Origin of the sequence: Citrobacter sp. CK194 (assembly GCF_030333395.1) — a bacterium.
Classification (GTDB): domain Bacteria; phylum Pseudomonadota; class Gammaproteobacteria; order Enterobacterales; family Enterobacteriaceae; genus Citrobacter_B; species Citrobacter_B koseri.
The window spans coordinates 642,973-661,095 of sequence record NZ_JAOWGA010000017.1 but is presented as its reverse complement, the minus strand read 5'-3'; the positions used below and the strand labels follow the sequence as shown (position 1 = coordinate 661,095).

Here is an 18,123-nt window from a genome sequence, read left to right as displayed (position 1 = left end):
TATTCAGGGGTATCACTTTTAATCAGGAGATCATCATGGACCGATTCCCACGATCCGATTCTATCGTACAGACCCGTTCCGGCCTGCAAACGTATATGGCGCAGGTATATGGCTGGATGACGGTTGGGCTGCTGCTGACCGCATTTATCGCCTGGTATGCGGCGAATACGCCTGCGGTGATGATGTTTGTCTTTTCCAGCAAAATCACCTTCTTTGGCTTGATTATCGCCCAGCTTGCGCTGGTTATTGCGCTGTCGGCAATGGTGCAAAAACTTAGCGCCGGGATGGCGACCACGCTGTTTATGCTCTATTCGGCGCTGACGGGCCTGACGCTGTCGAGCATTTTTATCGTTTATACCTATTCGTCTATCGCCAGCACGTTTGTCGTGACCGGCGGGATGTTTGGCGTGATGAGCCTGTATGGCTACACCACGAAACGCGATCTCAGCGGCTGGGGCAGCATGCTGTTTATGGCGCTGATTGGTATCATTCTGGCATCGTTGGTCAACTTCTGGCTCAAAAGCGAAGCGTTGATGTGGGCGGTGACCTATATCGGGGTGGTTGTCTTTGTCGGCCTGACCGCCTATGACACGCAGAAGCTGAAAAACATTGGCGAGCAGATTGATGTTCGTGACAGCTCGACGCTGCGGAAATACGCGATTCTCGGCGCGTTAACGCTGTATCTGGACTTCATCAACCTGTTCCTGATGCTGCTGCGTATTTTCGGTAATCGCCGTTAATTGGCGTTGCGCCAGCGGGCGGCGTGAACGCTGTATCCGGCCTACAGGTTAGGCCGGTAATACACCTGATAAGCAGCAAATAACCCGTCACTTCGCTAAGGCTTTCTCGTTTTTCGCCCGCAGCTTCTTTGCCCGACTTTCCAGCAGCAGATAGCAAATCAACGCCAGCAATAGCGGAATAAAATAATAGAGCACACGCCAGGCGAGCAGGGCGGCGATAATGGTGCCTTGCGACGTATGCTCACCCGCCAGCAGCGCCATAAACACAGCCTCCAGAACGCCGATCCCGGCCGGGATATGCACGATCACTCCGGCAATACTGCTCACCAGCAGCACGCCAAGTACAAAGAAATAATTAACGTCTTGCCCCATCAGCAGCCAGATAATGGCGCCCATCACCATCCAGTTAGCGCTGGAAATCCCCATCTGCGCGAGGGCGAATTTCCATGACGGAAGCATCAGCTTTTGGCCTTTGATCGTGATATGACGCCGTTTTGCAAAGGCGCAAAACCACAGGTAGACGGCAATCACCAGCAACAACACAATACCGAGAATGCGCAGCGTATTTTCATCGATATACCAGTGGGCCGGGAGTTGCACGACGCCGAAGGTAAAAATAATTCCGCCCAGCAGAATATAGCCCAGCCAGTTGGTGGTAATGCTCAGCGAAAAAATACGCGTGATGGTGCTCCCCGGTAAGCCGAGGCGGGAGTACAGACGGTAGCGCATACCGATTCCGCCGACCCAGGTGCTTAACGTCAGATTGAAGGCGTAACAGATAAACGACACCAGCATGACCTGCCGCTTCGCCAGCTTGTGGCCGCAGTAAAAACGTCCCAGCAGATCGTAGCAGCCGTAAAGAAGGTAGCTGACAACCACCAGCCCAACCGCGCTTAACAGCGCAATCCGGTTGTAATCCCGGATCACCGTCCAGACATCTTCCCAGTTGACCTTTCCGGCATAAATGACCAGCAGGACAATCACCGCGATAAAAAACAGCCAGGTGAGGATCTTTTTCGCCAGCCGCCATCGCGGGTGTGATGTTGACATCAGGGCTTCACCCCCGTGTTTTCCGCTTCGACCCGATCCTGCGTTTCCATCGTCGGTTGAGCGGGTGGTTCAACCTGCGCCAGATGCGGCGTGTGCGCCGGCAGCCAACCGACCAGCGCCGGGAAGTGGCGCAGGAAGTGGAACGCCAGCACGCTTTTGCTCAGATTCCACCAGGTGCGCTTCGGCAGCATAGACTCGTCCACCTGCTTGCAATCATTGGCGATAATGGCGTTCAGGTTGTCGCGCAGCGTCTGGTTAAACGTGCGGTCATGAATAATGACGTTTGCTTCAAGGTTAAGCGACAGACTGAGCGGATCGAGGTTGCTGGAGCCGACGGTCGCCCAGTGATCGTCCATCAACGCCACTTTGCCGTGCAGCGGGCGACGGCGATATTCATAGACATGGACGCCGCCTTTCACCAGATAGTTGTACAGCAGACGCGCGCCGACTTTGACGATGGGCATATCGGGTTCCCCCTGGATTACCAGTTTTACCCGCACGCCGCGTCGGGCGGCTTTGCGCATGGCATGCAGCAGGCGATAGCCGGGAAAGAAATAGGCATTGGCGATAATCACTTCACGTTTCGCCTGCGTAAGCATCTTCAGATAGTGACGTTCAATATCGTTGCGATGTTCATCATTATCGCGCCAGATAAACAGCACCTGCGCTTCGCCGGGTTTCCGGTTTTCTTCGGCGCGATGATGGCGTCGCCACCAGCGGCGCGCGGCGCTTTGCCCCGGCAGGTTTTCCAGCTCAAACTGCAAAATATCCTCCACGACCGGCCCTTCGACGCGAACGGCGTAATCCTGTTTGGCTTCCGGGCCGTAATCGGACATATGTTCTGCGGAGTAATTCAGCCCGCCGACAAACGCGACCCGATCGTCAATAACCACGATTTTACGGTGCATACGGCGAAAGAGGTTGGTGCGCATGCCGAACAGGGGAGGACGCGGATCGTAATAGCGGAAGATTATCCCTGCTGCGGTCAGCTCCCCGACAAACGCCTCGCTGAGGTCAGGTGAGCCGTAGCCGTCTAACAGCACTTCCGCTTTTACGCCGCGTCTGGCCGCTTTAAGCAGCGCCGCGTGTAGCTGCTTACCTACGTCATCTTCAAACCAGATGAAGGTTTCCAGGATGATCCTCTGCTGTGCCTGCGCGATGGCGTCAAACACGGCGGGATAGAACTGGTCGCCGTTTTCCAGTAGCTGAATCTGATTGCCTTCACGCCATCCACATTTCATAGATGTATCTCCGCGCTAAGAGGGGCATGGTCAGATAAATGTCGCCAGTTACGCAACGGCAACGCCGCAGGAGAGCTGGCATTGGCATTCTTGACGTATATACGATCGAGTCGCAGTATCGGTAGCCTGACCGGAAAGGTGCGCGCCGGGCGGCCATGTGCGCGGGTGAAAATCTCCTCCAGCCCCGCAGACGCTTTTAACGGATAGTTGGCTTTCTGCCGCCAGTCGTTGAAATCCCCGGCGACCACCACGGGTTCGGATTCGGGAAGGGCGTTAACCCATTCAACCAGCATATCCAACTGCGCCTGGCGGTGGCCTTCCCGTAAGCCGAGATGTACGCACATCACATGAATTGGCTGAGCCAGCATCGGCGGAACAATACGGCAATACAGCACGCCGCGTTTTTCACTGCCGCCGACGGAGACATCGCGATTTTCATAGTGTTCAATCGGATAGCGCGACAGTACCGCGTTGCCGTGATGCCCTTCCGGGTAGACGGCATTACGACCATAGGCAAAATCGCTCCACATGGTGTCGGCAAGAAATTCGTAATGGGTGGTATCAGGCCAGTTCTCGACGTGCAGCGGATGAACTTCATGCGCGCCCATCACTTCCTGTAGGCAGACAATATCCGCGCTGACGGTTCTGACGGCGTCGCGCAGCTCCGGCAGAATAAAGCGCTTATTAAAGGCGGTAAAACCCTTATGCGTGTTAATTGTGAGCACTTTGAATGAAAAATTTCGCGTTTGTTGGATCATTTTCTTCCTGTCCGCGTCACTATCCTGATTGAAATAGTGTAGTCGTCGTCACAAAAAGATGCGGTCTTACGGAATTTTCCGTAAAGTTCGGTACTCTGAATAATTAGATAAAAATCCTTCAGGAGAAAAAGCCATGAGGTGGCAACAACGTGTTCGTGTCGCAACGGGTCTTAGTTGCTGGCAGATAATGTTGCATTTACTGGTAGTGGCGCTGCTGGTAATGGGCTGGATGAGCGGCGCTTTAGTCCGCGTCGGCCTGGGATTATGCGTGCTTTATGGCGTGACGGTGCTGCTGATGCTGGCGTTACAACGCCACCACGAACAGCGCTGGCGCGACGTTGCGGATGTGCTGGAAGAGCTGACGACCACCTGGTATTTCGGCGCCGCGATGATTGCCCTGTGGCTGCTGTCCCGCGTACTGCACAACAACCTGCTGCTGGCGCTGGCTGGGCTGGCGATCCTTGCCGGGCCTGCTGTGGTTTCGCTGCTGGCGAAGGAGAAAAAGCTACATCACTTTGCGTCTAAACATCGCATACGCCGCTGACCCCGTTGTGGCCGTGATCACCAGTAGCGGCCACAAACTCCCCCAGACGATCTTCAGACTCGCATCTTTCAAATAAATCTGCTTGGTGATGTCCGTAAAATGGCGGATAGGGTTTATCCACGTCAGATTTTGTAGCCATACCGGCATGTTCTCGACCGGAGAAACGTATCCCGATAGCAGGATAGCAGGCATCATAAAGACGAATACGCCGATGAAAGCCTGCTGTTGGGTGGAGCAGAGCGACGAGATTAACAAGCCAAATCCAACCAGCGACAGCCCGTAAATCACCATTGTGAAGTAGAACAGCGCCAGCGAACCGGCAAAGGGGATGTGGTACGCCCAGATGCCAATAGCCAGTACGATCGTGGCCTGAAAAGTGGCGACAATCAGCGCGGGCACCGCTTTACCGATGAAAATTTGCCAGGTGGTGAGAGGGGAAACCAGCAGTTGATCCAGCGTACCCTGTTCGCGCTCGCGGGCAACGGAAAGCGAGGTGACGATCATGACGCCTATCGTGGTGATCATGGCGATCAGAGACGGTACCACAAACCACTTATAGTCCAGATTCGGGTTGTACCAGTTGCGCACCACCAGCTCGCTGTTGTTGGGCTTGGGTTTGCCCTCTATCAGCTCCTGCTGATAATCCTTGACGATCTGCTGGAGATAATTGGCGGCGATTTGCGCGCTGTTGGAGTTACGGCCATCAAGAATGAGCTGTAGCGGCGCGGGCTGGAGGTTATCCAGCTGACGGGAAAAATCGGCCGGAAAGCGCACCAGCAACAATGCTTTTTGCGTGTCGATCGTCGGCTGGATTTCCTGCGGGTTTTTCAGCAGCAGGATATGGGTAAACGCTTTGGCGCGCGCGAACCGTTGCGTCAGCTCGACGGCATGTTTGCCATTATCTTCGTTATAAATGGCAATGGTGGCATTGGTCACTTCCAGCGTGGCGGCAAAGGGAAACAGCAGCACCTGGATCAGCACCGGTAAGATCAGGATCGCGCGGGTCTGCGGCTCGCGTAACAGCGATTGCAGCTCTTTGCGGATTAATGTCCACAGGCGATGAAACATGTTTCTCTCCCTTATGCATGCCATGCCGGATGGCGGCTGCGCCTTATCCGGCCTACAAACTTAACGTCTTTGCCGGATGGCGGCGTAAACGCCTTATCCGGCCTACAAACTTAATGTCTTTGTCGGATGGCGGCGTAAATGCCTTATCCGGCCTACAAATTTAATGTCTTTGTCGGATGGCGGCGTAAACGCCTTATCCGGCCTACAAAATATGTGGTCGTAGGCCTGATAAGCGAAGCGCCATCAGGCAGAAAACTTAATCCAACCGGCGTTTGGTCTTCATCCACGTCAGGCCGATAAACATGGCTGCCGAAGCGATTAAAAATAACGTATTAACGATCAACACAATGGGGATGTTCCCCGCCAGAAACAGGCTTTGCAGGGTGCTGACGAAATAGCGCGCCGGAATAATGTAAGTCACCGCGCGGATGACGGCAGGCATACTGTCTATCTGGAAAATAAAGCCTGACAGCATAATCGACGGTAAAAAAGCGGCGTTCAGCGCGACCTGCGCGGCGTTAAACTGGTTACGGGTAATGGTGGAAATCAGCAGCCCCATTCCCAGCGTACTGAGCAGAAACAGGCTGGTGATAAGAAACAGAATCACCAGCGAGCCGCGCCAGGGCACGCCAAGAATAAACACCGACACCAGCATACACAGCAGCATCGCCAGCATGCCGAGGAAGTAGTAGGGGATCAGTTTGCACAGCAACAACTCTGCGCGCGTCACCTCGGTCGAGAGCAGGGCCTCCATCGTCCCGCGCTCCCACTCTCGTGCAACCACCAGCGAAGTGAGAATGGCGCCAATCACCGTCATGATAATGGTGACCGCGCCGGGAATGATAAAGTGCTGGCTGATGGCCGCCGGGTTAAACCAGTAGCGGGTCTGCACGTCGATCAGCGGTTCAAATTCTTCCCCACGATCTTCAGCCCGCTGCATTTGCCAGATCTGCCAGACCCCCTCCACGTAACCCTGCACGAAGTTGGCGGTGTTCGGTTCGCTGCCGTCGGTGATAACCTGTATCGGCGCGGTGTCATTCTCTCGCGCCATCTTTTGCGCAAAATCGACCGGGATCACCACCAGCCCGCGAATGCGCCCGGCCTGCATTTTCTCAATAAGCTCATGGCGGCTATCGCTGATGGTGGCGTCGATATACGGCGAACCGGTCATAGCGTGGGTGAAATCCAGCGCCTCCTCGCTCTGTTGTTCGAGCAGAATGCCGACCCGCAGCTTGCTGGAGTCGAGGTTAATCCCGTAGCCAAAAATAAACAGCAACAGCAGCGGGATCACCACGGCGATCAGCCAGCTACTGGGATCGCGGATAATCTGACGCGTCTCTTTCACGCACAGCGCGCGTACGCGCCGCCAGGAGAGCAGGGCGTTACTCATGAGCATGCTCCTTATCCCAGTCGTGAATGAGCGTGATGAAGGCCTGCTCCATCGTCGGGTCCGGCGTGTCGTCGTCTGCCGCCTGCGCTTTCAGATCGTCCGGCGTCCCGCTGGCGATCAGCTTGCCGCGATAAACCAGCCCGATACGGTCGCAGTATTCCGCTTCGTCCATAAAGTGGGTGGTGACCATCACCGTGACCCCTTTTTCTACCATGCTGTTGATGTGCAGCCAGAACTCACGGCGGGTGAGGGGATCGACGCCGGAGGTAGGTTCATCGAGAAACAGAATGTCGGGTTCATGCATCAGCGAACAGGCCAGCGCCAGACGCTGTTTAAAACCGAGCGGCAGCGCATCCGTCGCATGAGAGGCGATGCTTTTCAGGCCGAAGGCTTCGCTCATGCGGGTGATTTTTTCGTTTTGCGCCCGGCCTCGCAGGCCATAAACCCCGGAAAAAAAACGCAGGTTTTGCTCTACCGTCAGGTTGCCGTACAGGGAAAATTTTTGCGCCATATACCCTAAATGCTGGCGCGCCTTGCCGGAGCTGACTTTCAAATCCATATCCAGCACCAGCGCTTTGCCGGAAGTTGGCACCAGCAAACCGCACATCATCTTGAACGTGGTGGATTTCCCCGCGCCGTTGGGGCCGAGCAGACCGAAGATTTCTCCGCGCTCAACGGCGAAGTTAACGTGGTCGGTGGCGGCGAAGTCGCCGAATTTTTTGGTCAGTTCTTTGGCCTCAATGACCGTCTCACCCGGCGTGCCGTCAACGGTATGCAGGATCGCGCCGAGCGGAGACTCCGACGTACCCGCGCCGCCAAGCAGGTCGATAAAGGCATCTTCAAAGCGCGGCGTGGTGTCGTTAATCGTTATCTCCGGCATCCCTTCGGCCCGGCGGATATCCTCTGCGGTAGCCTCTTTTTTCAGGATCAGCCGTACCGATTTCCCCTGAATCATACCGTCGCTGACCTGCGGCAGTTTCAACGCGCGTTGCAGGAGCTTGCGGTTATTCTCCTGCGGGCTGCTCATTAAGAAACTGCGTCCTGCCATGGTCTGCGTTAGCTTAGTCGGTTCGCCCTGATACAGCAGCTCTCCTTCGTTCATCAGCAGCACGTCGCGACACTGTTCGGCTTCGTCCAGGTATGACGTACTCCACAGGATAAGCATGCCGTCACCCGCCAGTTCATGCACCATTTGCCACAGCTCGCGACGGGAGATGGGGTCAACGCCGACGCCCGGTTCGTCAAGCAGCAGCACTTTCGGTTCGCCGACCAGCGTACAGGCCAGCCCGAGTTTTTGTTTCATCCCGCCCGAGAGCTTGCCTGCCAGCCGTTTGGTGAAGGGGCCGAGGGCGGTAAATTCCAGCAGACGGGCAAACGTTTTTTGCCGTTCTTCGCCCGTTACGCTGCGTAAGTCCGCATAGAGATTGAGATTCTCCATCACGGTCAGATCTTCATACAGACCAAATTTTTGCGGCATGTAACCAAGTACCGCATGCAATTCACTGTCGTTTTTGATCGGATCGAACCCGATCACCGACGCGCTGCCGCTATCGGGCTTGAGCAGCCCTGCCAGCATCCGCATCAGCGTGGTTTTACCTGCGCCATCCGGCCCGACCAGACCCGTGACATAACCGGCGTGAATTGTACAGTCGAGCGGGGCGACCGCCGGTTTTTCCATTCCGGCGAAGCGCTTCACCAGGCCGTTTAACGTAATGACGGCGTCATTCATGCCGCGCCTCGTCGCTGAACGTCAGCGTCACCGGCATTCCCTGGCGCAGCGCATCGTCTGCGTCAGTCACCACAATGCGCAGTCGATAGACCAGGTCTGTGCGCAGATCCGGCGTTTCAACGGTTTTCGGGGTGAATTCAGCGGTCGGCGATACGAAGCCGATTTTACCGTGGTAAGGCTTGTCAGGGCGGCCATCGGTGTAGAGTAAAATTTCGCGGCCGGGCTGCGCCTGGCTGAGGTTGCGTTCATCCACGTAGGCGCGAACCCATACCGGACGAGTCAGCGACAGCGTCAGCACGGTGCTGCCTGCGTTGAGCATACTGCCGGGCTCTACCGCGCGGGTTAACAGCGTACCGTCAGAGGGGGCGATCAGCGTTGTATCCTGTAAATCGAGTTCTGATTGCGCCAGCTGCGCCTGCGCCTGTTCGAGGCTGGCTTTTGCCTGGGCGATATCCTGCTGGCGGTTACCGGTACGGTACTGGCTCAATTTGTCCTGTGCGGATTTCAGCTGCGCCTGCGCCTGATCGCGGGATGAGCGAGCGTTTTCCAGGTCGTTGGCGGAAATCGTGCGGCTTTTCCACAATCCCTGCTGGCGCTGATAAAAGTTCTGCGCATAGTCAAATGCGGCCTGCGCCTGTTTCACGGCGGCAGCGGCCTGGGCTATCTCTTCATCGCGATACCCTGCGAGCATCAGATCATACTGCGCCTGGGCGACGGAGACGCCTGCTTTAGCCTGCATCAACGCGTTCTCGTACGGGGCTTTATCCAGCACGCCCAATACCTGCCCGGACGTAATGGCGTCGCCTTCGTCAACGGCCAGCGAAGCCAGCCGGCCTCCGACGCGAAAACTCATATTGACGGTGCGAATATCCACATTGCCGTAGAGCGTCAGCCCGTTATCCTGCCGACTCTGATACCACCATGTACCTCCGGCAAGCACGGCGGCCAGCGCCGCGACAGCCAGTGCGATAACGACAGGTTTTTTCATTGCTCCTGACTCCTTTGCGTTAAGCCTTGCAGAATGAGATCGATATGACAGGTGATCGTCTGGTAAATCTGTTCTGTTTTCTCTTCATCAAACGTTGACCAGCCGGTACGCAGCAAAATGGTTTCTTTCCCCAGGCGGAAAGCCAGCACTTCGCCCAGCAGCGCGTGCGTGTGGAGAATGGTTTGCGTATCTCCCGGATCGCGGCCGGTATACCCCGCAATCAGGCGCGTCAGATGCGTGTGAAGGGGGTTGAGAACCTGATCGTGTACCCGTTGATAGGCCGCCGTCGGGGAGAGCTGTTCGCGCGAAATAAATTTGCTCAGGTTGACCGTGTCGTCCTGGGTTAACAGCATGATCATATTTTTGCAGGCGCGCAGGATCAGCTCGCGCATTGCGGCGCGATCGGGCTGCGGCCGGGCGAACAGTCGTTCCGCTTCCTCGGCATGAGGGCGAAACTGGGCGCCGATGAAATCGGCTATCCACTGGGCGCAGGCGAGGTATAAATCCTCTTTGGAGCCAAAGTAGTAAGTGATGGCGGCGATATTTTGTCCGGCCTGGGCGGCAATGTCGCGCGTGGTGGCATGGAGGCCGTATTCGCCAAACTGCGCCAGCGCAGCGGCGATAAGCTGGCTTTTGGCCTGTTCGCCTTTCGTCGTCATGGTTGGGGTATTCATCGCGCAACCCAATTCTTAATCAATCGATTGATTAAGATTATGACCGATAATTGTTCTTGTCCAGTGTGGTGGTTTATTTTGTTTTTTCCAGTCACGGGGATAATTTATGCGGTATGTCACAAAAACTGCTACACTCCGCCCCTTCATGACATTGTGGTTTTTGTCATCCCTCTTGTGAGTATCTCCCTGAAAACTACACCGGTAACGGTCGGGGCGGTTCGGAGTAGTTATGTCTTTTGATTCCCTTGGGTTGAATCCTGATATTTTGCGCGCGATTGCCGAGCAGGGTTACCGTGAACCTACCCCTATTCAGCAGCAGGCGATCCCTGCGGTGCTGGAAGGCCGCGACCTGATGGCCAGCGCCCAGACGGGGACGGGTAAAACAGCCGGTTTTACGCTGCCGCTGTTACAACATCTGATCACGCAGCAGCCGCACGCGAAGGGCCGTCGCCCGGTACGCGCGTTGATTCTGACGCCGACCCGTGAGCTGGCGGCGCAAATTGGCGAAAACGTCCGGGATTACAGTAAATACCTGAACATTCGCTCTCTGGTCGTGTTTGGCGGCGTCAGCATTAACCCGCAGATGATGAAACTGCGCGGCGGCGTTGACGTGCTGGTGGCAACGCCGGGGCGTTTGCTCGACCTGGAACATCAAAACGCGGTGAAGCTGGATCAGATTGAGATTCTGGTGCTGGATGAAGCTGACCGTATGCTCGACATGGGCTTTATCCACGATATTCGCCGCGTGCTGGCAAAACTGCCGCCGAAACGCCAGAACCTGCTGTTCTCCGCCACATTCTCCGATGACATTAAAGCGCTTGCTGAGAAGCTGTTGCATAACCCGCTGGAAATTGAAGTGGCGCGCCGTAATACCGCTTCTGAGCAGGTGACCCAGCACGTTCATTTCGTGGATAAAAAACGCAAGCGTGAACTGTTGTCGCAGATGATTGGCAAAGGCAACTGGCAGCAGGTGCTGGTCTTTACCCGTACCAAACACGGCGCTAACCATCTGGCGGAACAGCTGAATAAAGACGGCATTCGCAGTGCGGCGATCCACGGTAATAAATCTCAGGGCGCGCGTACCCGCGCACTGGCTGATTTCAAATCCGGCGATATCCGCGTCCTGGTGGCGACCGACATCGCGGCGCGCGGGCTGGATATCGAAGAGCTGCCGCATGTGGTGAACTATGAGCTGCCAAACGTCCCGGAAGATTACGTGCACCGTATCGGCCGTACCGGCCGTGCCGCCGCGACCGGCGAAGCGTTATCGCTGGTCTGCGTTGATGAACACAAACTGCTGCGTGATATCGAGAAGCTGCTGAAAAAAGAGATCCCGCGCATCACCACGCCGGGTTATGAACCGGACCCGTCAATTAAAGCGGAGCCGATTCAGAACGGTCGCCAGCAGCAGCGTAGCGGCGGTGGTCGCGGCCGAGGCCAGGGACAGGGACAGGGCGGAGCAGGCCGTGCCCAGCAACCGCGTCGCAATGATGGCGGGGCGCCGAAAGCCAAACCGCGCAGCGGAGAAGGTAAGCCAGGCGGCGATAAACCGCGTCCGCCGCGCCGCCCGCGCAGACTGGCGGATTAATTGCGAGCCCGGCCGAAAGGTCGGGCTTTTCTTTTTGCGACCCGCGCCAGAAAGTGCCACAATAGTGGCTGTTTATACAGTATTTCAGGTTTTCTCATGGCATTGACCGCTGCGCTTAAAGCGCAAATCGCCGCCTGGTATAAGGCGCTTCAGGAGCAGATCCCCGACTTTATCCCCCGTGCGCCGCAGCGGCAGATGATTGCCGATGTCGCCAAAACGCTGGCGGGTGAAGAAGGGCGTCATCTGGCGATTGAGGCGCCGACCGGGGTCGGGAAAACCCTCTCTTACCTTATTCCCGGTATCGCCATCGCCCGCGAAGAACAAAAAACGCTGGTGGTGAGCACCGCCAACGTGGCGTTGCAGGATCAGATCTACAGCAAAGATCTCCCGCTGCTGCGCAAAATCATTCCTGACTTGCGGTTTACCGCCGCGTTTGGTCGTGGGCGCTACGTTTGCCCGCGTAATCTGGCGGCGCTGGCCAGCAGCGAACCGAATCAACAGGATCTGCTCGCGTTTCTGGATGACGAACTGACGCCGAATAATCAGGAAGAGCAAAAGCGCTGCGCCAGGCTAAAGGGCGATCTTGACAGCTACAAGTGGGACGGGTTGCGCGATCATACCGATATCGCCATTGACGACGCGCTCTGGAAGCGCCTGAGCACCGATAAAGCCAGCTGCCTGAACCGCAATTGCCATTACTACCGCGAATGCCCTTTTTTTGTCGCCCGACGGGAAATTCAGGAAGCTGAAGTGGTGGTGGCGAACCATGCGCTGGTGATGGCGGCGATGGAGAGCGAAGCGGTGCTGCCGGAGCCGAAAAATCTTCTGCTGGTGCTGGACGAAGGCCACCATCTGCCGGATGTCGCGCGCGACGCGCTGGAGATGAGCGCTGAGATCTCCGCCCCCTGGTATCGCCTGCAACTGGATCTGTTCACTAAGCTGGTGGCGACCTGCCTGGAACAGTTCCGCCCGAAAACCACGCCGCCGCTGGCGAATCCTGAGCGCCTGAATGCGCACTGCGAAGAGTTGTACGAGCTGATTGCCTCGCTCAACAACATCCTGAATCTGTATATGCCCGCGACGCAGGACGCTGAGCACCGCTTTGCGATGGGCGAGTTACCGGATGAGATCATGGCGATCTGCCAGCGACTGGCGAAGCTGACGGAAATGCTGCGTGGGCTGGCGGAGCTGTTCCTTAACGATCTCAGCGAGAAAACCGGCTCGCACGATATTGTGCGCCTGCACCGGGTGATTTTGCAGATGAACCGCGCGCTGGGCATGTTTGAGGCGCAAAGCAAGCTCTGGCGGCTGGCGTCGCTGGCGCAGTCTTCCGGTGCGCCGGTCTCGAAGTGGGCCACGCGGGAGGCGCGCGATGGGCAGATACACGTCTGGTTCCACTGTGTGGGCATTCGCGTCAGCGATCAGCTTGAAAGGCTGCTCTGGCGCAGCGTGCCGCATATTATTGTAACGTCGGCGACCCTGCGTTCGCTTAACAGCTTCTCGCGCTTGCAGGAGATGAGCGGCCTGAAGGAGAAAGCGGGCGATCGCTTTGTGGCGCTGGACTCCCCCTTTAATCATGTGGAGCAGGGTAAAATTGTCATTCCGCAGATGCGCTATGAGCCGTTGATTGATAACGAAGAGCAGCATATTGCGGAGATGGCGGCCTATTTCCGTCAGGCGCTGGAAAGCAAAAAACACCACGGCATGTTGGTTTTGTTTGCCAGCGGACGGGCGATGCAGCGCTTTCTGGAGCATGTGACCGATTTGCGTCTTTTGCTGCTGGTTCAGGGCGATCAGCCGCGCTATCGCCTGGTGGAACTGCACCGTAAGCGGGTGGCGAACGGCGAGCGCAGCGTGCTGATTGGCCTGCAATCTTTTGCCGAGGGGTTGGATCTGAAAGGCGACCTGCTGACTCAGGTGCATATTCACAAGATTGCGTTTCCTCCCATCGACAGCCCGGTGGTGATCACCGAAGGCGAGTGGCTGAAAAGCCTGAATCGCTACCCGTTTGAAGTGCAGAGCCTGCCAAGCGCGTCGTTTAACCTGATCCAGCAGGTGGGCCGTTTGATTCGTAGCCACGGCTGCTGGGGAGAGGTGGTGATTTACGACAAGCGTCTGTTAACCAAAAGCTACGGGCAGCGTTTGCTGAATGCGCTCCCGGTATTTCCGATTGAACGCCCGGAAGTGCCGGAGGTAAAAAAACGCCCGACAAAAGTGGTTGCCGGGCGTAAAAAAAGCATCCGTGCGAAGGGGCGCGCTCCTACTGATAGGTAAACGTGACCTGTATAACGCTATCGAACGAGCCCGCGCTGACGGGCATGGACGTGGCGTAATAGCGGGCGGCTAACGGGAAAGTGGCCGTGTGATCGCTTTGGTTGATCAGCACGTTAAAACTTGCCTGCGGGGCGATGAGAATATTGTCCTGCCGATCGGCCAGCTCCAGCGCAAGCCCTTTCGCGCTGCCGCTGTTGGCAAATTTGGTCGGGTGTACGCTATCGGCCTGTCCGTAAAAAAACGCGTTGGCCAGTGTGAGTGTTTTTGGGCAATGCGTTACTTCCAGGGAAAACGCTTTCCATTCGCCGGTATCGCCTACGTCTTTGAAATCACTGGATGACGCCTGCCCTAAATCGACGGTTAAATCTTTACTGGCGCTGTCCACGGAGCAGGTGTTGGCATAGATGTTACCCACCATTTGCACCTGGATATCATCTGCGCAGGCATACGTCATCAGACCTGCGGTGAGTAAGAAAATAATTTTTTTCATCGCGATCACTTATAGGCCAGCGTAATCGTGGCGACGGTATTTGCCGGGCCTGGCGTAACGTCGTCGCTGATTTGCTCATAGCGGACCTGGAACGGAATATCCAGCGTTTCGTTGGCTTTTGCCTCGCTTTGCGTGTTGACGTAGTTGTCGAAGGTGGCGATATTGCCATCAAACAGCATTCTGACGCCGACGCCGGTCGCCATCCCGCTTTGCTGAGTCAGTTTCATCACGCCGGCAAAACCCGATTCGTAGCCATTCGCACTGGTGATCTTCACTTCAGGCTGTACGGTGGAATTACAATTGACCGTAACGTTAAAATTCTGTGCTGGCATCGAGAGGGTGCCTACTCCCATAAAATCACTGATCGGAAAGTCGCCCAGATTGACGGTCAGGTTTTTCGGTAACACGGAGCAGGTTACGGTTTCAAGATCCACATTGCCGGCATAGGCAATGTGGTTAGGACTCCCGATACCTTCGTGACCAAACACGCCAATCCCAAACTCTGTTTGCGCCTGCGCCAGTGTACCGGAGGTCACGTCACTGCCGGTTTTCACCAGCTCAAGCGTGACGTTGAAGTTAAATGACTGCTGCCCATCGCTGGATACATAACCGATCGGCGTGCCGCGTGAATCGCACTGTACGCCGCCTGCGCCGCTGATCCGCTGGCCTTGCTCGTTCATCAGCGCGATGCCAACGCCGGGCACCCCGGAGTCGTACACCCCTCTCAGGCCTGGTATCTCAGCGCCTGTTCCGTAATAGCAGGAGACAATTTCCAGACCGCTATCAATACTTTGATCGCACTGTCCGGCAACGTGTACGGTTTGCTCTGTTCCTGGAATGGTCTCACCAATCGCCAGCGTCGTCGGTACGGAAACAGATGCCACGTTGATCATTTTGGGCATATCCGGCGTTGTGCAGGCCGCCTTTGCATGCGGCATAAACAAGGCTGCGCTGGCCAAAATCAGGAGGAAAAAACACTGTTTAATCATTTGCATAATGTTGAGTCTGCATGGTGAATCAATGACACTGCGCGGCAGCGTTAATGATGCTGGTTTTATGTTTCTCATCCGTTAGCGTGTACTCTGCGACGCAGTGTTCGCTGGCATCCTGACCCCACGACACGAAGAGCGTTCCGTGCTGAGGTAAACCGGAGAGATAAGTCTGACCGCCGTTGCCAACAATAAACTCGCTGTCTTTATCGTCGGTGGTGACGGTTGCGCCAAAGGGCAACGGCTTACCGTTTTGCGTGAGCATCATTAAAACCCTGCTGCCCACGCGGGTGTTAAAACTGGCGCGGACTACCGCGCCGCGCGTTGGGGTTACTATTCGCGCTGCATGGGTTACGTCGGCATCGTCTGGCAGTGTTTCTGTGTCCAGGGCAATCGTGTTGTGGCGGTAGGCTGATACAAATGGCACAACGGTATAGCCGCGAAAATCGGTTTTGACGCCGGTCTGATTGGTAATATGCGTGCCATGTGTTCCCGGTGCTTTCACCAGCGCGATGGTTTCACCGAGCGGTTGCGTCAGAGTGATGCCGTTGGCGTGCGCCACAACGCCGCCTTGCAGACCCACATTAACGCTCCGTTGATGGCTGTCCTGGCTGACGCCGCCGCTCACTTCGCCATAGGTTCCTTTGTAATCGGCATTCATACTGGTTGAGTTGCCGCTTCCGGTATTGCTCACGCCTTCCTGGATATTCCAGTTCAGGTTGTCTTCGGCCAGAGCAGTACCGTTAAGGCCAATGTTTTGCGTGGTGCCGTCTTGACTGTTGTTCAGGTTGTACGTCGCCCAGGTGTTGTGCATCCAGTGGTCGAGTGGAACCGAAACGCTCAGCGCGAACTGGTTGTCATGGGTAACGGACTCACCGTTTTCATCGCTGTCGCTGGTGTTTTTGTTCATGCTGTAACTCAGGCTATAGCTCACGCCATGCCAGCTGTTGTTGTAGCTGAGGCTCATGGAGGTCATATCCTGGCGCTGGCTCCAGTAGGTCTCTTTGACCAGACTCAGCGTAAAAGACCCCCAGCTTTCGCCGAGCGTCTGATCGACAGTGGCTTCGGTACGCGCGCGGCGCTGCTGCGGGGCGGACCAGTCGCTGGCGCGGGTATAGGACTCCATTGTGTCTTCCAGGGTGTAAAACCCCTTACTGTTATAGCGATACCCGGCCAGGGAAAAGTTGGTGCCTGCGCCTGCAAAATCTTTGCTGTAACGCACGCGCCATGACTGCCCCGTGCTGGCCTGCTGCTGTTTCAGCAATGCTTTGGCCCGCGTGACGTCGACAGAAAACGCGCCTAAATCCCCCAGGTTTTTCCCGGTGCCGATCGCCTGCGACTGGTAATGGCGGCTTTGCTGTACGCCGCCATAGGCGGTAAAACCATAAGGTAGACCGTAGATTGCGCTCCCCTGAGCAAATGGAGTTTGCTCGACGTCTTTGTCATAGGCGCGATAGCGACCGGCAGTCACGCTGTAGCGCAGATTTTTTTCACGCTGCAACACGGGTACGGAGGCGTAGGGCACCACGAAATGGCTTTCGCTACCGTCCGTCTCTTTGACGGTGACCTGCAAGTCGCCGCTGCTGCCCGTCGGGTAGAGATCGTTAATTTCAAATGCGCCTGGCGCTACGGTGTTCTGATAAATGACGTAGCCGTTCTGACGAACCATCACCAGGGCGTTACTGTGTGCGGTGCCACGGATAATCGGCGCATAGCCTTTTTCGCTATCCGGCAGCATGTCGCTGTCGGAATTGAGTTGTACGCCGGTATAAGGCACGCTGTCGAACACGTCCGCCGGAGAGGCGCTTTGCCCTACCGTGAGATCGCTTTTCATCGCCACGATATCGCGCTGCGCGTAGGTATAAACCGACGAGAATTTCTGCTGTTCGTCATGGCCCGTGACGTTACGATTCCAGGTTGAGTAATTGCGCACGCGCCAGGCGCCGATGTTGAACCCGGGACGCAGGTTGACATACTGGCTGCTGTTATCCTGTTCACCCTGCCGGCGGGCGTCGCTCTGACTGGCGTTGGCGCTGTAGTTCAGTAGACCGGCGGTAATGCCTTCATCGAACGTTTTTGGGTCGATATAACCGCGCGGAATCTGGCCCAGTGCTGACTGGGGAATACTGAGCAATAGCTGCTGGTTGCGCACGCGGAACGTGGCGGAGGCGGCGGGAATGACGCTTAAATCTGCACATTTTCCTAGTGCCATGAGCTTCGGAAACGCCTTCGTTTTAATGCCGAGACTCTTTAAATCATCCAGGCTGAAACAGGGCTGGAGTGAACGGTTGCCCTTAACATCTTTCTGTAATTTAAATGTGACATCGCGGGTGTCGACTTTATTATTATCAATAAAGATTGATACCTGGTATTTTCCTGGTGCTTGTCCTGGACCTTTTTCATATACCGATAAATCGGTTTTTTCCTGTCGGGGATTATCAATATCCAGGAGCGCCGGGTTAAAATAATCATCTGCCCGCGTTTGCTGCGCAAAACAGAACACTGCCAGGCCACATAACAGGGGCAGCAGTGTGAATAATTTGCAGGAAAATGGCTTTTTATCGCGGTACATGATTATTTTAGTTGCCTGTGCGCCGTTA

15 protein-coding genes are annotated in these 18,123 nt (G+C 56.0%); 4 read left to right on the top strand and 11 right to left on the bottom strand.

Going from position 1 to position 18,123, the window contains the following annotated elements; genetic code table 11:
• Positions 1–35 precede the first annotated feature (35 nt).
• Positions 36–740: a Bax inhibitor-1/YccA family protein gene (locus tag OGX80_RS11550; protein WP_115181814.1), complete on the top strand. Its 705-nt coding sequence runs from the start codon at positions 36–38 to the stop codon at positions 738–740.
• A gap of 87 nt (positions 741–827) precedes the next feature.
• On the opposite strand, the gene OGX80_RS11545 is transcribed toward OGX80_RS11550, so the two are convergent.
• Genes OGX80_RS11545 through OGX80_RS11535 form a run of 3 tightly spaced genes read right to left on the bottom strand, consistent with a single transcriptional unit; the run spans position 828 to position 3,789 of the window.
• On the bottom strand, positions 828–1,790 hold the full coding sequence (locus OGX80_RS11545; RefSeq protein WP_115181813.1) for a lysylphosphatidylglycerol synthase domain-containing protein: 963 nt from the start codon (positions 1,788–1,790) through the stop codon (positions 828–830).
• Positions 1,790–3,031: a cardiolipin synthase ClsB gene (gene clsB / locus OGX80_RS11540; RefSeq protein ID WP_012133187.1), complete on the bottom strand. Its 1,242-nt coding sequence runs from the start codon at positions 3,029–3,031 to the stop codon at positions 1,790–1,792. Before clsB ends, OGX80_RS11545 begins: the two co-directional genes overlap by 1 nt.
• Positions 3,028–3,789, bottom strand: a complete 762-nt coding sequence (locus OGX80_RS11535; protein ID WP_012133186.1) for an endonuclease/exonuclease/phosphatase family protein — start codon at positions 3,787–3,789, stop codon at positions 3,028–3,030. Before OGX80_RS11535 ends, clsB begins: the two co-directional genes overlap by 4 nt.
• A gap of 133 nt (positions 3,790–3,922) precedes the next feature.
• On the opposite strand from OGX80_RS11535, the gene OGX80_RS11530 reads away from it, so the two are divergent.
• On the top strand, positions 3,923–4,333 hold the full coding sequence (locus OGX80_RS11530; protein ID WP_024130510.1) for a YbhQ family protein: 411 nt from the start codon (positions 3,923–3,925) through the stop codon (positions 4,331–4,333).
• Here the strand turns inward: OGX80_RS11530 and OGX80_RS11525 are convergent.
• From OGX80_RS11525 to cecR, 5 genes are all read right to left on the bottom strand, one after another.
• The gene (locus OGX80_RS11525; protein ID WP_233644122.1) at positions 4,295–5,401 is read right to left on the bottom strand and encodes an ABC transporter permease; all 1,107 of its coding nucleotides are present in this window, start codon (positions 5,399–5,401) and stop codon (positions 4,295–4,297) included. The genes OGX80_RS11530 and OGX80_RS11525 overlap by 39 nt on opposite strands.
• A 256-nt stretch (positions 5,402–5,657) precedes the next feature.
• Positions 5,658–6,791, bottom strand: coding sequence for an ABC transporter permease (locus OGX80_RS11520; RefSeq protein WP_012133183.1), 1,134 nt, complete (start codon positions 6,789–6,791; stop codon positions 5,658–5,660).
• Entirely contained in the window at positions 6,784–8,520 is a 1,737-nt protein-coding gene (locus OGX80_RS11515) for an ATP-binding cassette domain-containing protein (protein WP_112002203.1), read from the bottom strand. Before OGX80_RS11515 ends, OGX80_RS11520 begins: the two co-directional genes overlap by 8 nt.
• Positions 8,513–9,508, bottom strand: a complete 996-nt coding sequence (hlyD, locus tag OGX80_RS11510) for a secretion protein HlyD (RefSeq protein ID WP_012133181.1) — start codon at positions 9,506–9,508, stop codon at positions 8,513–8,515. Before hlyD ends, OGX80_RS11515 begins: the two co-directional genes overlap by 8 nt.
• On the bottom strand, positions 9,505–10,182 hold the full coding sequence (gene cecR, locus OGX80_RS11505; RefSeq protein WP_049011134.1) for a transcriptional regulator CecR: 678 nt from the start codon (positions 10,180–10,182) through the stop codon (positions 9,505–9,507). Before cecR ends, hlyD begins: the two co-directional genes overlap by 4 nt.
• A gap of 229 nt (positions 10,183–10,411) precedes the next feature.
• Here cecR and rhlE point away from each other — a divergent pair, with 229 nt between their 5' ends.
• Together rhlE and dinG are read left to right on the top strand one after the other, a co-directional pair.
• The gene (gene rhlE / locus OGX80_RS11500) at positions 10,412–11,770 is read left to right on the top strand and encodes an ATP-dependent RNA helicase RhlE (RefSeq protein ID WP_115181812.1); all 1,359 of its coding nucleotides are present in this window, start codon (positions 10,412–10,414) and stop codon (positions 11,768–11,770) included.
• Positions 11,771–11,866: 96 nt separating this feature from the next.
• On the top strand, positions 11,867–14,044 hold the full coding sequence (gene dinG / locus OGX80_RS11495) for an ATP-dependent DNA helicase DinG (RefSeq protein ID WP_012133178.1): 2,178 nt from the start codon (positions 11,867–11,869) through the stop codon (positions 14,042–14,044).
• Here dinG and OGX80_RS11490 read toward each other — a convergent pair.
• Genes OGX80_RS11490 through OGX80_RS11480 form a run of 3 tightly spaced genes read right to left on the bottom strand, consistent with a single transcriptional unit; the run spans position 14,031 to position 18,095 of the window.
• A complete protein-coding gene (locus OGX80_RS11490; protein ID WP_115182345.1) occupies positions 14,031–14,534 on the bottom strand; it encodes a fimbrial protein in 504 nt (167 codons plus the stop codon). The two genes, dinG and OGX80_RS11490, sit on opposite strands and share 14 nt — an antisense overlap.
• A gap of 5 nt (positions 14,535–14,539) precedes the next feature.
• Positions 14,540–15,529: a fimbrial protein gene (locus OGX80_RS11485; protein ID WP_115181811.1), complete on the bottom strand. Its 990-nt coding sequence runs from the start codon at positions 15,527–15,529 to the stop codon at positions 14,540–14,542.
• A 22-nt stretch (positions 15,530–15,551) separates the two neighbouring features.
• Positions 15,552–18,095 carry a fimbria/pilus outer membrane usher protein gene (locus tag OGX80_RS11480; RefSeq protein WP_142757159.1) on the bottom strand — a complete coding sequence of 848 codons (2,544 nt, stop codon included), beginning with the start codon at positions 18,093–18,095 and terminating at the stop codon, positions 15,552–15,554.
• Between the last annotated feature and the right edge of the window lie 28 nt (positions 18,096–18,123).

Bases quoted from the DNA above. Each gene is read 5' to 3' on its own strand.
- OGX80_RS11550 (WP_115181814.1), top strand. From the start codon at position 36: ATGGACCGATTCCCACGATCCGATTCTATCGTACAGACCCGTTCCGGC.
- OGX80_RS11545 (WP_115181813.1), bottom strand. From the start codon at position 1,790: ATGTCAACATCACACCCGCGATGGCGGCTGGCGAAAAAGATCCTCACC.
- clsB (WP_012133187.1), bottom strand. From the start codon at position 3,031: ATGAAATGTGGATGGCGTGAAGGCAATCAGATTCAGCTACTGGAAAAC.
- OGX80_RS11535 (WP_012133186.1), bottom strand. From the start codon at position 3,789: ATGATCCAACAAACGCGAAATTTTTCATTCAAAGTGCTCACAATTAAC.
- OGX80_RS11530 (WP_024130510.1), top strand. From the start codon at position 3,923: ATGAGGTGGCAACAACGTGTTCGTGTCGCAACGGGTCTTAGTTGCTGG.
- OGX80_RS11525 (WP_233644122.1), bottom strand. From the start codon at position 5,401: ATGTTTCATCGCCTGTGGACATTAATCCGCAAAGAGCTGCAATCGCTG.
- OGX80_RS11520 (WP_012133183.1), bottom strand. From the start codon at position 6,791: ATGAGTAACGCCCTGCTCTCCTGGCGGCGCGTACGCGCGCTGTGCGTG.
- OGX80_RS11515 (WP_112002203.1), bottom strand. From the start codon at position 8,520: ATGAATGACGCCGTCATTACGTTAAACGGCCTGGTGAAGCGCTTCGCC.
- hlyD (WP_012133181.1), bottom strand. From the start codon at position 9,508: ATGAAAAAACCTGTCGTTATCGCACTGGCTGTCGCGGCGCTGGCCGCC.
- cecR (WP_049011134.1), bottom strand. From the start codon at position 10,182: ATGAATACCCCAACCATGACGACGAAAGGCGAACAGGCCAAAAGCCAG.
- rhlE (WP_115181812.1), top strand. From the start codon at position 10,412: ATGTCTTTTGATTCCCTTGGGTTGAATCCTGATATTTTGCGCGCGATT.
- dinG (WP_012133178.1), top strand. From the start codon at position 11,867: ATGGCATTGACCGCTGCGCTTAAAGCGCAAATCGCCGCCTGGTATAAG.
- OGX80_RS11490 (WP_115182345.1), bottom strand. From the start codon at position 14,534: ATGAAAAAAATTATTTTCTTACTCACCGCAGGTCTGATGACGTATGCC.
- OGX80_RS11485 (WP_115181811.1), bottom strand. From the start codon at position 15,529: ATGCAAATGATTAAACAGTGTTTTTTCCTCCTGATTTTGGCCAGCGCA.
- OGX80_RS11480 (WP_142757159.1), bottom strand. From the start codon at position 18,095: ATGTACCGCGATAAAAAGCCATTTTCCTGCAAATTATTCACACTGCTG.